At 43.0% G+C, this 14,896-nt stretch carries 12 protein-coding genes; 6 read left to right on the plus strand and 6 right to left on the minus strand.

What is annotated here, in order from left to right; genetic code table 11:
• Positions 1-348 precede the first annotated feature (348 nt).
• Positions 349-3,927, plus strand: a complete 3,579-nt coding sequence (locus tag RMY16_RS13115) for an NB-ARC domain-containing protein (RefSeq protein WP_322736729.1) — start codon at positions 349-351, stop codon at positions 3,925-3,927.
• Positions 3,928-3,934: 7 nt separating this feature from the next.
• Here RMY16_RS13115 and RMY16_RS13120 read toward each other — a convergent pair whose 3' ends face one another.
• The 4 genes from RMY16_RS13120 to RMY16_RS13135 are packed head-to-tail and all read right to left on the minus strand — an operon-like array spanning position 3,935 to position 8,653.
• Positions 3,935-4,684 (minus strand): SDR family oxidoreductase, encoded by a 750-nt coding sequence (locus tag RMY16_RS13120; protein WP_322736730.1) that lies wholly within the window; start codon positions 4,682-4,684, stop codon positions 3,935-3,937.
• Between the two features lie 16 nt (positions 4,685-4,700).
• Positions 4,701-5,702: an SGNH/GDSL hydrolase family protein gene (locus tag RMY16_RS13125; protein WP_322736731.1), complete on the minus strand. Its 1,002-nt coding sequence runs from the start codon at positions 5,700-5,702 to the stop codon at positions 4,701-4,703.
• Between the two features lie 37 nt (positions 5,703-5,739).
• Positions 5,740-6,879 (minus strand): 3-oxoacyl-ACP synthase III family protein, encoded by a 1,140-nt coding sequence (locus tag RMY16_RS13130; RefSeq protein WP_322736732.1) that lies wholly within the window; start codon positions 6,877-6,879, stop codon positions 5,740-5,742.
• 19 nt (positions 6,880-6,898) lie between these two features.
• Positions 6,899-8,653 (minus strand): ScyA-related TPP-binding enzyme, encoded by a 1,755-nt coding sequence (locus RMY16_RS13135; protein ID WP_322736733.1) that lies wholly within the window; start codon positions 8,651-8,653, stop codon positions 6,899-6,901.
• Between the two features lie 252 nt (positions 8,654-8,905).
• On the opposite strand from RMY16_RS13135, the gene RMY16_RS13140 reads away from it, so the two are divergent.
• The 3 genes from RMY16_RS13140 to RMY16_RS13150 all read left to right on the plus strand — a co-directional run bounded on the left by RMY16_RS13140 (position 8,906) and on the right by RMY16_RS13150 (position 10,962).
• Positions 8,906-9,097, plus strand: a complete 192-nt coding sequence (locus RMY16_RS13140; protein ID WP_322666205.1) for a hypothetical protein — start codon at positions 8,906-8,908, stop codon at positions 9,095-9,097.
• Positions 9,098-9,119: 22 nt separating this feature from the next.
• A complete protein-coding gene (locus RMY16_RS13145; protein ID WP_322736734.1) occupies positions 9,120-9,812 on the plus strand; it encodes a haloacid dehalogenase type II in 693 nt (230 codons plus the stop codon).
• Positions 9,813-10,092: 280 nt separating this feature from the next.
• Complete coding sequence (locus RMY16_RS13150) at positions 10,093-10,962, plus strand: DUF5895 domain-containing protein (protein ID WP_322736735.1); 870 nt, start codon at positions 10,093-10,095, stop codon at positions 10,960-10,962.
• A gap of 72 nt (positions 10,963-11,034) precedes the next feature.
• Here the strand turns inward: RMY16_RS13150 and RMY16_RS13155 are convergent, their stop codons facing one another.
• Together RMY16_RS13155 and RMY16_RS13160 are read right to left on the minus strand one after the other, a co-directional pair.
• The gene (locus RMY16_RS13155) at positions 11,035-12,294 is read right to left on the minus strand and encodes a murein transglycosylase A (protein ID WP_322736784.1); all 1,260 of its coding nucleotides are present in this window, start codon (positions 12,292-12,294) and stop codon (positions 11,035-11,037) included.
• 3 nt (positions 12,295-12,297) lie between these two features.
• Positions 12,298-12,552 (minus strand): hypothetical protein, encoded by a 255-nt coding sequence (locus RMY16_RS13160; RefSeq protein ID WP_190728057.1) that lies wholly within the window; start codon positions 12,550-12,552, stop codon positions 12,298-12,300.
• 365 nt (positions 12,553-12,917) lie between these two features.
• Between RMY16_RS13160 and RMY16_RS13165 the strand changes: the two genes are divergently transcribed.
• Complete coding sequence (locus RMY16_RS13165) at positions 12,918-13,244, plus strand: DUF4278 domain-containing protein (RefSeq protein ID WP_322736736.1); 327 nt, start codon at positions 12,918-12,920, stop codon at positions 13,242-13,244.
• A gap of 165 nt (positions 13,245-13,409) precedes the next feature.
• Positions 13,410-14,870 (plus strand): serine/threonine-protein kinase, encoded by a 1,461-nt coding sequence (locus RMY16_RS13170; protein WP_322736737.1) that lies wholly within the window; start codon positions 13,410-13,412, stop codon positions 14,868-14,870.
• Positions 14,871-14,896 lie beyond the last annotated feature (26 nt).

The raw sequence follows: 14,896 nt of genomic DNA on the forward strand, positions 1-14,896 counted from the left end.
GATTGAACTTAAGCTTTACGCCCCAAAAGTATTACGGTAATTACGAGGTATTGAATAACACATATATAGTAATTCTCCCATTAGCAAGTGCAATAAATAAACTTTCGGCTGAAGAGATGATATTAGCAATGTCCTACAGCCCAGGTAGCCTTTTGAGCAGCAGCGTTGAATTGCTGAGGCGATTGTTCTAGAACGTAACTTTTATTACCTAGTATGTTGGTATATCCTTATTTTAAATACCTGCAACATAAGATTATTCGTTTGTTATGGTTATTACCCCATATCCATAGCAACCTAGTAGATAATTCCTTTTAATAAAAAGTGATTAAACGAACAGTGAGTTAATACATGACTTTACAGAATTGGAGACGTAAGCGTGGCGTTGCACTTACTACTAAGGGTTTACAAAAAATTAAAGAAGCAAAGCATCAGTCAGAAGCAAAAGAAAATTTTGGAAATCGGTATACTCTTGAAGAAATGAGTGTACGTTCTGGTTTATATTCTGCCACCATTTCGAAAGTATTGAATCGGGAAGGAGGAGTTGACAAACAGACTATTGAGAAGCTTTTTTCAGTTTTTAACTTAAAAATAGATAAAAGTGACTATTCAAGCTCAAATACTCGTCTAGATTGGGGAGAAGCTATCTTTAACTCAACTTTTTATGGGCGTCTAGAAGAACTGATTACACTAGAGCAATGGATTCTCAATGAACACTGCCAATTGGTTGCACTATTGGGAATAGGAGGTATTGGAAAAACAGCACTGTCTGTAAAGCTTGCTCAAAAAATTCAGGACAACTTTGAGTATGTGATCTGGCGATCGCTACGAGAAGCACCGCCTGTTAGAATTATTCTGGGTAACTTAATCCAATTTCTATCTGACGAACAGGAAACAGAAAGTAACTTACCAGAAAGTTTTAGCGATCGGGTATCACGACTACTCTATTATTTACAAAATAATCGCTGTTTAGTGATCCTTGATAATGCAGAATCAATTCTCCGCAGTGGTAGCCGCGCCGGACTTTATCGAGAAGGGTATGAGGAATATGGTGAGCTTTTAAGACGGGTGGGAGAAGCAACTCACCAAAGCTGCTTAGTGCTGACTAGTCGTGAAAAACCCAGAGAAATAGCCTTCTTAGAAGGACAAGCACTACCTGTTCGTTCATTACCACTGAGTGGATTGAAGGTGGCGGAAGGGCAAGAAATTTTAAAATTCAAGGGACTATCGGCGGCAGAAGATGAATGGAAAGTAATGATTGAACGTTACGCAGGCAATCCATTAGCCTTAAAGATAGTTGCCACGACTATTGAAGATGTTTTTGATGGTAATGTGACTGGGTTTTTACAACAAGACACAGCTGTTTTTGGAGACATTCGCGATATCTTAGAGCAACAGTTTGAACGCTTGTCAGATTTAGAAAAGGAAATAATGTATTGGCTAGCGATTAATCGTGAGCCAATGGCGCTTCCAGAATTGCGAGATGACATTATATCACAAGTACCGCAAGCAAAATTAATGGAGGCTGTGGAATCTCTGGTAAGGCGATCGCTAATCGAGAAGACATCTCTACGAGACGCTGCGCGAACGCTAATGCCAACGCCGACGCTGATTGAGAAAAGTGCAGCCTTCTTCACATTTCAGCCTGTGGTCATGGAGTATATAACTAGTAGATTAATAGAACAGGTCTGTGAAGAGATTGTCACTCAGAATATTCATTTGTTTAGGTGTCATGCTTTGATGAAGGCGACGGCTAAAGACTATGTTAAGGATACTCAAGTTCGTCTTATCATCAAACCAGTTATAGATGGCTTATTTCATGGCTTAAGAAGTAAAAGAAAAATTGAAAATCAGTTAATTCAAATTCTTACAAAACTGCAAGAAGAATCTCCTTTAGAACCAGGGTATACGGCTGGCAATATTCTCAATCTGCTCTCTCATATACAAACTGATGTCAGTGGCTATGATTTTTCTCACCTAACTGTTTGGCAAGCAGATCTACGCAACGTAAATTTACGCAATGTAAATTTCACTTACGCCAATCTAGCTAAGTCTGTATTTGTTGAAACCCTGGGAGGAATTCATTCGGTAGCATTTAGCCCTAATGGAAAACTCTTGGCTACGGGAGATACTAGTGGTGAGATTCGCCTGTATCAGGTTGCGGATGGAAAACAATTGCTTATCGTCAAGGGGCACACAGGTTTTATCTGGCCAGTAGCTTTTAGTCCCGATGGTCATATTTTTGCTAGTGGCGGTGATGACCAAAAGGTCAAGCTATGGGATACTAATACGGGGCAATGCCTTGCAAATTTGCAAGGTCATAGTGGTGGGATCTGGTCAATTGCTTTCAGTCCAGATGGTCACCTGCTTGCAAGTAGCAGTGAAGACCATACCGTGAAGCTGTGGGATACTAGGAGCGCGGAATGCCTTAAAACTCTGCGGGGACATAGTAATCGCGTTACATCAGTCGCCTTCAGTACTCAAGGTACTATGCTTGCTAGTGGCAGTGACGATCAAACTGTGAAGTTGTGGGATACTAGCAGCGGTCAATGCCTCAAAACTATGCAGGTTGAGAATAGTGGAAGTAAATCAGTTGCTTTTAGCCCGGATTGTCAAACTCTAGCCAGTGGCTGTCATAACCAAATTGTCAGGCTATTTGATGTCAGTACAGGTCAATGCTTTCAGACTTTGTATGGTCATACTGATTGCGTAAATTCTGTTGCCTTCAGTTATGATGGTCAGATGCTGGCAAGTAGCAGTGATGATCAAACGGTGAAACTCTGGGATACAAGTACTGGTCGCTGCCTTACCACTCTACACGGACATAATAGCAGGGTTTGGTCAGTCGCGTTTAGTCCAGAAGGTAAGACGCTTATAAGTGGCAGCGATGACCAAACTGTAAAGTTATGGGATGTCAGTATTGGTCAATGCCTTAAGACCTTTCAGGGTTATTGTAATGGTATCTGGTCAGTAGCCTTCAGTCCTCAAGGTACTACACTTGCTAGTGGCAATAATGACCAAATGGTCAGGTTATGGGATGTTAATACTGGTCAGTGCCTCAAAACTTTGCGAGGACATAGTAATCGGGTCACATCAGTAGCCTTCAGTCCTCAAGGTACTATACTTGCCAGTGGCAGTGAGGATCAAACAGTGAAGTTGTGGGATACTAACACTGGCGAATGTCTCAAAATTTTGCTGGGACATAGTAATCGGGTTACATCAGTTGCATTCAGTCCCCAAGGTAGTATGCTTGCCAGTAGCAGTGAAGACCAAACAGTGAAATTGTGGGATACTAAGACCTGGCAATGCCTCAAAACCTTACAAGGTCACACTCATTGGGTATGGGCAGTCGCTTTTAGCCAGGACGGTGAGATTCTGGCCAGTGTTAGTAATGACCAAACAGTAAGGCTTTGGAATGTCAGCACTGGTCGTTGCCTTCAAATTATGTACGGTCATACTGACTGGATTTGGTCAGTCGCCTTAAGTCCTGATGGTAATACAGTGGCGAGTGGCAGCTTTGACCAAACGGTAAAACTCTGGGATGTCAGCACAGGTAAATGTCTTGGAACTTTATATGGGCATACTAGTGGCGTATACACAGTTGCCTTTCTGGATAATTGCACGCTTGCAAGTGGCAGCGGCGATCAAATGGTTAAGCTATGGGATCTTAACACAAGCAGTTGCGTAAAAACTTTGTTAGCACATACCAAGTTAGTCTGGTCAGTAGCCTTTAGTCCCGATGCTCAAACCCTAGTTAGTAGTAGTCAAGATGATACGATTAAGCTTTGGAATGTCAAGACAGGTGAGTGCCTGAAAACTTTGAAAAGCTATAGACCCTACGAAGCTATGAATATTACTAAAGCGACAGGTTTAACTGAGGCTCAAAAAATTACTCTGAAAGATTTAGGGGCGGTTGAGAAACAGGAGTAGAGCACACTTACTGCGCGGTATATCCCCCATCAATTATCATATTATGCCCTGTAACAAACGAAGCTACGTCTGAACACAACCATACCACAGCTTCTGCAACCTCCTCTGGCTTGCCAATACGTCCTACAGGATGCCCAGCTGCAACTTGAGCGAGTAGGTCTGTGGGCACATTGGCTAACATATCGGTTTCAATACTACCGGGACTTACAATATTAAGTCGGATGCCAGATTTAGCGTATTCTATTGCCGCTGCTCGGGTTAAGGCAATAACTCCACCTTTAGTGGCACTATAGGCGGCAGTACCTGCGGCACCTATCACACCACCAACTGAAGCAACGTTTACAATTGCACCGCCCTCTTGTTTGAGCATCGTGCTAATCTCGTACTTGAGGCAGAGCCACATTCCTTTGAGATTTACGTCAAACATTTGGTTCCATTCTTCTTCTGGCATTTCAATGAGTGGTTTGAAAATTGCGCGTCCGGCATTGTTACAAGCGCAGTCCAAACGACCATAAGTATCCACTGTCTTGTTAACCAACGCTTCCACTTCAGTTGCCCTTGATACATCGGTTTGAATGAAAATAGCCTCTCCTCCTGCCTCTTGTATGCGTCGTACAGTCTCCTCCCCCTCGGCAATTCGACGGCTGGCAGCTACAACCTTTGCTCCAACACGTGCAAATGCGATCGCTGTTGCCCGACCAATGCCTGATGAAGCCCCAGTAACTAATGCTACTTTTCCATCAAATTGACCTGTCATGGATGTAACTTTCCCTCTAAATTGCTTTGTTCTGCATTAACTGATAACGGCGTTGCAGTGCCGAAACTGCACCAAAAGCACTCAAAGCCAACACTCCTAACCCATTAGAAGGTTCAGGGACAGAAACTGGCTTCAGTACTGAAAACGCAGATTCTCCAATAAGCCGATGAGCTGCGGCTGTAGGATGAACTGGGTCCCAAAATAAAAATTCGTCTGGATTACAGGCGACTGGTTGGGTGGGCAAATTTAAGGGCACTACTGATAAGTCTTGTATGCAATAGTTGATAGCATTTGTCAGACCGAATTCCTTTGGTTCGGCTATTATCCTCCTAAATAAGTCATTAACATTGAAAGAAATAATGTTGACATCAGGGTCTAGTTGCTGGTTCAAAAAGTTGATGGTCGCGTTTAAGCCAGAATTATGTGCATTGGTCAATGTACTGAATAAGCTGGGTATTTGACTATTGAAGTTCGCAACTGGAAACTTTCCCAAATCTGGCTGGTTAACTACCATAATATCTTGAGCGCCTATGGCAGCAAGCGATGTGACTGCTGCTGATATATTTGCAACTGCTTGATTGGGGTTCGGAACACCCCCGGCAAAGTAACTGAAGTAATCATTAGCACCAGCCCACACAATATAGAGGGCGTTGGGATTAGCAGACGGATTTTCTGCTGTAAAGCTAGCGATTTGCCGTTGTAATCCGGGGAACTCAGGAACGCTAATGTTATCGACTCCGGTGGTAGCTCCTCCAAAGGCAAAGTTGGTGCGAGGATTGAAAGATAATCCGAAGTCTTGTGCCAGATATTCTACCCAAACTGGACCATTGGAAAAACGTCCATCAAAGTATTTTGGACTTGGGGGAAAGGTTCTATTTGTGGCATTGAATGCATTTCCCGTATCAGAAAAGCTGTCACCAAAGACATAAATATCCTCATAATTCTGTGCAGCTAAGATTTGAAGCGGAAACATAAAAGACAACAAGAAAAATCCTGTTGTCAGAATTGTTTTTTTCATTTAACCACTAACTATGCTTTAAATAATGGTGGATATCTTAGCAAGGAATGATACTTCTAGTTTCGGAATTTTTCACTGTCGAATCAGTTTCATTGACCGGAACAGGGCCTAGCACCACGTCGCCCCAGCGGATCACGCTTGCAGAGGCAGAACTGGCTGCACCAAAGCCATAGATCAAAACCAAGTCATTTTCGCGAATTTTGCCTAGTTGAGCAGCGTGGTACAAATTAGCTATAGTTAGTGCTGGCCCAATGTTTGCATAAAGTGGGTAGACATTAATTGTCCGCTCTGGACGAATGCCCAGTACACGTGTACAGAAGCTTGCAAACCAAGCAGAGGCTGTGTTGAAAATAAAAAAATTAATTTCCTTCAAGGTTATACCAGCAGCAGAAAGAGCGCCTTCGCAACAAGTACGGAGAAGACTTGCGGCTGTTTCGCTGATCGCCTTGTTTGTACCTTTGGCCACCTGCATACGGAGCTGATGCTTGCCCTGTTCATTCTCCATAAGTTTAAAAAAGAATTGGTCGCACAAAATGCTGGTGTTAACAGTTTTTGTGCCCAGGATACCCTGATTCGGTTTGAGCGAACTAACTACAAAAGCTCCGGCACCGTCGCTAAAAAACCATGAGAGGGTATCATCTTCATCAAAAAAGCGAGAGTAAGTACATGATATTACCACTAGCGCATTGCGGTACCCTCCAGCTTGTACCAAGGCACAGGCAGTTTGAAGGGAAACTGGGGTACTGGCACATGTTGCATCGAGATTCCACGCGCCACACTGTAGTCCCAGTTCACGAGCAAGGAAGGCAGCATTGCCAAATCCAATTTGTTCAGGTAAGAACGAGGCGACGAGCAAGATATCTACATCGTCGATAGAAAGCTTTGCTGCCTTGAGAGCATCTTTTGCTGCACGATACTCCAGCGTCAGCGACGACTCACTTGGACTTAGCAACCGCCTCTCAACGGTGCCGCGAAAAGGGTCTGACAGATAGGGCATCATCTCTAATTCAAACTCGTTGCTGGGTATACCTCCTGCGAACGAGAACATCTTTGCTAAACTTTTTTGTTCAGCCTGAGTTACTAGCTCAGGGTATTTTTCTATGTAATAATCATTTCTACGTATAACGCTTGGAAAGCTCACGGCGAGTGAGCTAATACCTACTGGGGGATGCACCATATGCAATTACCTGGTTAATTTAAGTCTTAGCGCCCTGCGAAATTAGACTCTGATTGCGACTTTCGGAGGGTGGTATCTGAGTGGGGTCGATGAGTACGTCAACTACAAGTGGACTGCTCACTGCCATTGCTTTCTCCAGTGCAACTTGGATGTCGGATTCCTTTTCAACACGTATACCATCAGCTCCCATACCTTTGGCAATCTCAACAAAATTCGTTGGCGTAATCTTCGCATCCATTCCCTTGAAATTCAGCAGCGTTAATCCCTGATCACACATGTTGTAGTACGAGTCGTTAAGTACAATCCAGACAGCAGGAATCTGGTGTTGCACAGCTGTGCTTATCTCGTTATTCATAAGCATGGCACCATCTCCGACAATTGCGACAGCCTTGCCATTTCTTGCCAGTGCCGTACCTACAACGCCCGTAACGAAATGCCCCATAGACCCGAAGCCAGTGCTAACCCGAAAGCGGCCTGGTTTAGTAAATCGCAGATGGTGAATTCCCCAGGCAAAGGAGTTACCCGATTCAGCCATCACTACTGCATCGCTTCCTTCAACAATCACCTGTTGAATCGCATCCATAAGTACTTTGGGTCGCACTAAACTGCCTGTACATGGCTTGATTAAATCAAGTTCAGGCCGAGGCAGCGTTACTGTTGTTGGGCGACTATTACTTTCAGAAAAATGCTTCAACAGCTCCTTTATGAACACTTTTATGTCAGACTGGATAGCAAACGTCTTCGCATCTGGATATGCTGCTCCTGGGACATCTCGGTCAATGTCAATATGCAAAAATCCCCGCTCAGGAATCATTGTAGGGTTCCAGAACGATGTAAACTCACCAAGGCGCGTTCCCAGAACCAAAGTATGCAAAGGATAGTACTCTTGCATATATGTCAAAACAGACTTGTGTCCAGCAAAGCCCGTGACTCCTACAAATTGTGGATGATCTTCGGGAAAAATCCCCTTACCACGCGGCGAACACATTACTGCAGCCCCTGTTCTTTCTGCTAGCAGGCGAATCTCTTCGGCAGCATCACGCGCACCGAAGCCAACCCAGATGGCAAAGGGCCCTTCAGACAGTAACCGGACACATTCTGCAATTGTTTCTTCACTTGCTGTAGCAACAGCATGAGACAGAGTTACTCGTGGCAACGAAGTTGTTAGTGAACTTGTCTGGATATTTGTAGGGATACTTAGATACGCGACGAATCCTCCTGGTTGTGCTAGCCCGAGGGCAAGCCTTCGAGAAATCTCTGTGAGTTCATCGCTATATTCGAGATTAGTTGCGTAATGGAATATTTGCCCTGAAGTAAAAATACTTGTGCTGGGCATAGTGTATGCGCTGGTTTCCTGGAAAGCCCAACGTCCCCGCTGTGGTGCTGAGGTTGAAGCTGACACAAGAATTACCTTAGCGCCCTCCCAACGAGCAGCTAATAGACCTGTCAAAGCGTTGGTGATCCCTGGACCAGTTGTAGTGAATACCACAACCGGGCGATCGCTAGCAAAATACGCCTCAATGGCTGCAAAAGCTGCTCCAGCTTCATGACGAAAGTGCAACACCTGGATGGAACTTTGATGTAATGCAGCCCATACTGGGGCGATCGCACCTCCCGAAACACCAAAGGCATACTGTACTCCCATATCTTCCAGGATTTTTACCACTGCCTTCGCTATCGAAAAAGTTTCGGATGGCTTGCTATGAGATGCCTGTTTACTTGAATTTAATTGTTTAGTGGTATTTGCTTGTGTATCCTGAAATTTAACATCCATACAAACTATACTTAGGAATAATTTCCTTTCTGGAATAACTATTATCCCACACCTATAAACTTAGTAATATTGTAATATCAATGTAATATGAATTTGCTTGGATAACGCCCATACAACTTCGGTTAGCACTGGTATCTAACGTAGGTATAAGGTAAAACCACCTTGGCGATTCACTTTGCCAATCTTTGAACAACCTATAAGTTCCGCGTTGCCCTGATATAAAAAAATGTTCAGAGACTTCAAGAACAGTGGATGTGGCGATGCCTGCGGTGGTCACTGACTTGTACTGAGCGCAGTCGAAGTAGCTTTGTCGTACCACTTGCCTACGGCACGCTCCGTGAACGTGGAAGCAAGCTAGGCGTAGCGTCTCGTAGAGAAGTGCGGACTGCGCCAACGCAGATGGGTTCACCTGTCTTTTGGTCTGTGAAAACTGAACACTATTAATCAAGCTCTGGAGTATAAAAAGGTGATTGACTTAAATAAGTATAAGGCTTTAACTTTCGATTGTTACGGAACCCTAATTGATTGGGAGAATGGCATCTTAGGAGTGCTAAAGCCACTTCTGCTGGCACACAACATTAATTTGGATGACAAGCAAATTCTCAATATTTTTGCTGAATTTGAAGCAGAACTGGAAAAAGGAGAATATATCAAATATCGAGAAGTTTTGAAAACAGTAGTTCAGAAATTAGGTGAACGATTTGGTTTTGAGCCAACTGCTGAGGAACTAAATTCACTTGCCGATTCGATTCAGCATTGGCTGCCTTTCCCCGATACAGTGGAGGCACTTAGAACTTTAAAGCAAAAGTTTAAGCTGGTAATTATCTCAAATGTAGATGACGATCTCTTTGCTTTTTCGGCAAAGCACTTGGAGGTGGAATTTGACCAGATAATTACAGCAGAACAGGCAAAAAGCTATAAACCCTCTTTCAACAACTTCAGGCTGGCTATTGAAAGAATTGATTTACCGCTAGAGCAGATATTACATGTTGCTGCTAGTGTATATCATGATATCGTGACAGCCAAATCTTTAAGTTTATCAACAGTCTGGGTAAATCGTCGAGCAGAGCAAGGGGCTAGTGCGAACTTACCACCAGTCAGTCAACCTGATTTAGAAGTGCCTGATTTGAAAACTCTCGCTGCTTTAAGTTCCTACTAATTTGCTGATTTGAATTTAACCACAAGAGAAACAAAAAGTAGATCCCATTATTGACCGAAAATAGCAGAAAATTGCAGGGATATAGAGAGATGCCAAAGAAAGAATTTGTTGTTAAAAAACTAAACAGGGATTGCAACATAGATTAATTCTGTCTTACTCTAGAAAAACTACTATGCCAGTTTAATGTTCTTAAACTTTGGGAACCACATATAACTGGCTTTCCAGGATCAGCGCCCTGCCGATAACCTTGTTCAATAAAACACTTTGATAGCCTAAAACGATGAAAGCATCTGCTAATTTTGACTTTGAAGACGAGAAATTCAATGCACCGCCTTCTCAAGTCCTTCCCTGGTGTCAGATGATTAATCCTCGGTATGGCACAGATGGTATACAATCTCACGGTTTGGCGATTAAGCTGGATAATGCCAATGCTGTCGGCTTTGTGCCAGATGATAATTGGCAGCAAGTTGAGCATGAATTTAGCTCTGGAGTAGAAACAGTCTTCATTAGCGCTACTCCACGCTTGGTCATAGTGCGTCGTGGGCCATTGTCTGTTAAAGACCGGGAAAGTGGTCTAAAACTGGGTACACTCAAAGATAATTATGATGCTTTTTTAGCCGACAAACTTAAATTTAAAACCTTTACTCGCTATCTAATTTTTCTAGTGGGTGAGAATAAAAAGTTTTTACATGAATCACCACTACAACTAACTCTCAATGGTGCAGCCGGAGCAAGTTTCAGCAAAACCTACTGCGAATATCAACAAGGCAGAGTAGTAAGTGGATTCGTTGCTGAACTAGAAAAAGCTTATGCTATCTACCGTAAGCAACCTTTGACACCAAAAGGGCCTTTGTTCCACGCTCACGGGATTTTTTGTCCCATCATTGAGTGTGAAGAAAGAGGTATTGAACCAAATACAGTTTTGGTAGCTTCAACTGTAGACTATAAACATCCCACGGTAGGGACTTTAACGCAATATTTAATTGCTTCCGATGCTCTTGAGTCTGCAATGATTTGTAAGACTTTTGAGGAATACAAAGATTTTGGCAAGGAACCTATAAAATCAGAAACCCCTAAATTGGCAATGGCAGGAGTTTCCAACTCTTACGTTTATGCTGATGAAGATGATTTTGCTTATCCGCCGTATTAAGGAGAGTGAGGAGTGAGGAGTTAGGAGTGATAAGTTTTGAATTAATAACTCCTAACTTCTAACTTCTAAACTTTATTCTTTGAGCAGCAAATAATATAGTGAACCATTACCGCCTGTGACACCAGCGCGATCGCCCGCTAGTTTACCAGACCCCATAAAATAATCCACCCGGCCCGGGACTTTGATGGCGCTTCCTGTATCCTGGTCAAGCACAAAGCGGCTGACAGTACGCCTCTCTAGTTTGCCACCGCTGGCAGGATAGGGAAATGAGTTGTAAATCAGGGCTAACGCTCCCGGTGGCATGAGAGACTTATCTGTAGCAATGGAACGTTCTGCTGTTACTGGCACATGAATACTACCAGTAGCAGGTCTACCGCTTGTTTCTTGAAAGAAAATAAATCGTTCCCAGCGGGGCAGATAATTGTTCAACTCCTTGGGTTTTTGTCGGAAATAACTAATCAGACGTGGCATTGTTAATCCTTCCAGTGGAAGTTTGCCATCTTTGGCTAATTCTTTGCCGATACTAGTCCAAGGGTAATCAGTTCCACCGGCATAGCCAATTGATGTTTTCTTGCCATTAGTTAATTTAATTTGGGCAGAACCTTGGATATGTACCATGTATGCGTCTAGACGATCGCGGAACCAAAGCAGTTCTAAACCGCGTAACTTGCTCTTATTCCCTTGTAAACCATCCTTTCCTTCCAAATCAATTCGTTTTGGGTGGGGTTTCGGCCATTGGCTGAAATCAGGTGGTAGCCGATAAAGAGGATACTTATATGTTGCAGTCCTGACACGGCTAGCGGTATAAACAGGTTCGTAATAAGCAGTGAACTTAACAGTACCCTTGCCATCGTTGCCCACAGACTGGTAAAAGACAAACTCACGGCGGACAGCGGCTTGTAATTGCGCTGGTGACTTAGAACTGACAACCAGTTGGCGGAAACGTAGCAAACTCCGGCGGACGCGATCAAGAGTGATTTCCTTCATCGGATAATTTTGATATGCTGCGATCGCCTCTTTCTTTGCTAAGTAAACCAAACTGTTATCAATGGAAGTCAGCAGCGCTTTGCGATCGCCTATTTTACCTCTTTGACCCCAAATTTGCTCATCCCAACCCAAGCAAGTCGGCCGGAGTGTACAATCGCTTCCGACAGTAATTGGTTTTAGCGGCGGCGTGATCTCAGGAGTGATCGGTATTGGTATAGGTGGAAGATCGGGAGTAGTCGGTAGTGGCAACGGCAGTAAGTTAGGAACCTGAGCAACAGCCGACCAGAGAGGGTTTACGAGGGCAATTCCTAGACTCAAAGAAAGCAAAGCAAGGGTTTTTCTCATCATTTAGTTGAATCTTTCAACACTGGAACTAAAAATAGGTTCTACCCGGATTGCCACAATCCGAGAAGGGCGTACTACCATATATTCCCCTTGAATATTTTTGATCGGCACGCTAATAAAGTCATTAGAAGCAGATTTTGGCACAAGTTCGCCGCTATACCATTTCTGAAACTCTTGAATAGTAGGAAAACGTACTTCTTCTCGGTGGCCGCTTTCCAGTAGGAGGTATACGGCATATTCATTTGCGGTTCTAGCCATAAAGTTGAATCATTTAAAAAACATTCAACCCATTGTTAACCACGTAACCCCCGAATGAAAAGGGTAAGCATACGGGAGGTTGGAAGCAAGGGAGCAGGGGGCGAGGGAGCAGGGGAGCAGGGGAGATGAGGGAAATGAGCAGACAAGGCGACAAGGAGATAAACAAAACTCTTAACTCTTAACTCTTAACTCTTAACTCCTAACTCAGCACTCCTAATGCCCAATGACTCTTCACTCTAGACGCCTAATCCTTTAAGCAGTTCCTTAAAAAGTGTAAGTTTACATTAGCTCTTGCATAACTCTTTAATCAACCTCTGATAAGTCATTGGCATTGTTGAAAAACAGTTATTTAGGAAGCGAAAATTATGAAACTTTACTATCGTGGTCTGAGCTACGAATATAACCAAAACAAAGTTGGCAGCAAAAAAACAGAACAGCCGTTTCAACCAGTTCCTCAAATTGGGCCAGCTTATAATTTGATGTACCGTGGTGTTAACTATTGTGTCGATCCAAATTCTAAATTGGCAGAAGTTCCTCTAGCACCAGTAGCCTATAAATTGAGCTTTCGGGGAATAACCTATTTTGTCAATAAAACTCAATTAGGAGAGGTTAGCGTAGTCTCTCAACCAACAACTACTTCAAAAGCTGAGGCACTGGCGATTTCTGAGGAATTATTAAAGCTTCAACAATAATATGCCTGCAAGCCGATCTGGAGTTTAGTTAGTCATAAACTTGTAATATAATCTTCAAAAAATCTTGCTTGAAATTTTGGCACTACCTACTTTATGTCTCAACAAACCTTACCAAAGCTGGTAGTTGTGTCAAGATTAATTTGAGGAATTAAGGCTTGTGACACAATGTTAGGACAATTATTAGACGGACGTTACCAAGTCCTCCAGATATTAGGTGGAGGTGGATTCGGTCAAACCTACATAGCCCAAGATATTCATCGGCCAGGTTTTCCAAAATGCGTTGTCAAACACCTTAAGCCTGTCACTCGTAGTCCTGAATTTCTCAAAACTGCCAGACGGCTATTTACTAGTGAGGCAGAAACACTAGAACAACTCGGCTACCATGACCAGATTCCTCGGCTTTTAGCCTATTTTGAAGAAAACCAAGAGTTCTTCTTGGTGCAAGAATTCATTGAAGGACATACCCTGAAAGCGGAACTATTCCCCAATCAACGTTGGACAGAAGATCGAGTAATTCAACTACTCCAACAGGTTCTGGGTATTCTACAATTTATTCACAGCCATAACGTTATTCATCGAGATATCAAACCGGACAATATAATTAGGCGGCAACAAGACGGTAAGTTAGTGCTGATTGACTTTGGCGCTGTTAAACAAGTCCAAACTCAACTGCTCACAATTGCAGGGCACACGGGGGCTACTATTATTATTGGTACTCCCGGATATATGTCTACAGAGCAGGGACGAGGTAAGCCCCGCCCCAACAGCGATATTTATTCCTTGGGCATTATTGGTATACAATCGCTGACAGGGTTACATCCGATAAACTTTGAAGAAGACCCAGATACAGGAGAAATTTCTTGGCAGCATCAAGCTAACGTCAGTTCTGAGTTGGCATCTGTGCTATCTAAGATGGTGCTACATCACTTTAAACAGCGCTATCAGTCTGCGGCCGAAGTTTTACACGTGCTTAAGAATCTCGATACTAGAGGAGAAGCGCAATCACTTCAACTACCATCTTTGACACCCAAAGAGCAAGAATATTATCGTAAAGATTACCAAGTAGAAGCGCAATCACTTCAAGTACCAGATTTTACACAACCGCCTCAAGCTTCGCTTACTCAACAAAACTCAATTGGGTATCCGACTGCTTCTATTCTGTCTGGGGAAAGTTACAACCGCTTAGAAACAATTCTTTTAGAATTTGTCGGCCCCATCGCCTCAAGATTACTACGACAAGTTGCGGCATCAGCGTCCAATTTGGAAAAATTAATTAGTCAATTAGCTCTTCATCTTCGAGAAAATCAACAAATTGATTTTAAAAAGAAAACAACATTTCTACTAGAGAAACCTACTCTATTACAAGAACTTACTGTAAAATCCGACCAATCTGGTATTAACTCAAATAATTTAGCAAATCAAGAATCTAAAGTCCTCAGTGAAAAATTTCTGGAAGAGTGCGAACGTGAGTTGGCTAATTTAATTGGTCCAATAGCTAAGTTTCTAGTTCAAAAAGCTATGAAATCTTCTGGACAAATCTCTCGTGCAGAATTTGTGAAAATTTTAGCATCACAAATTCCTGAACCTCAAAAAGCTTTGCAATTTGAGCAACGCTTACTTTCTTGATTTTCTCGAAATTGCGTTTTTCTCTA

The organism is Nostoc sp. DedQUE12b (assembly GCF_034530835.1).
In the GTDB taxonomy this organism is placed as follows: domain Bacteria; phylum Cyanobacteriota; class Cyanobacteriia; order Cyanobacteriales; family Nostocaceae; genus Nostoc.

Coding starts and splice junctions, on each gene's coding strand:
- RMY16_RS13115 (WP_322736729.1), top strand. CDS start 349: ATGACTTTACAGAATTGGAGACGTAAGCGTGGCGTTGCACTTACTACT.
- RMY16_RS13120 (WP_322736730.1), bottom strand. CDS start 4,684: ATGACAGGTCAATTTGATGGAAAAGTAGCATTAGTTACTGGGGCTTCA.
- RMY16_RS13125 (WP_322736731.1), bottom strand. CDS start 5,702: ATGAAAAAAACAATTCTGACAACAGGATTTTTCTTGTTGTCTTTTATG.
- RMY16_RS13130 (WP_322736732.1), bottom strand. CDS start 6,879: ATGGTGCATCCCCCAGTAGGTATTAGCTCACTCGCCGTGAGCTTTCCA.
- RMY16_RS13135 (WP_322736733.1), bottom strand. CDS start 8,653: ATGGATGTTAAATTTCAGGATACACAAGCAAATACCACTAAACAATTA.
- RMY16_RS13140 (WP_322666205.1), top strand. CDS start 8,906: ATGTGGCGATGCCTGCGGTGGTCACTGACTTGTACTGAGCGCAGTCGA.
- RMY16_RS13150 (WP_322736735.1), top strand. CDS start 10,093: ATGAAAGCATCTGCTAATTTTGACTTTGAAGACGAGAAATTCAATGCA.
- RMY16_RS13155 (WP_322736784.1), bottom strand. CDS start 12,294: ATGAGAAAAACCCTTGCTTTGCTTTCTTTGAGTCTAGGAATTGCCCTC.
- RMY16_RS13160 (WP_190728057.1), bottom strand. CDS start 12,552: ATGGCTAGAACCGCAAATGAATATGCCGTATACCTCCTACTGGAAAGC.
- RMY16_RS13165 (WP_322736736.1), top strand. CDS start 12,918: ATGAAACTTTACTATCGTGGTCTGAGCTACGAATATAACCAAAACAAA.
- RMY16_RS13170 (WP_322736737.1), top strand. CDS start 13,410: ATGTTAGGACAATTATTAGACGGACGTTACCAAGTCCTCCAGATATTA.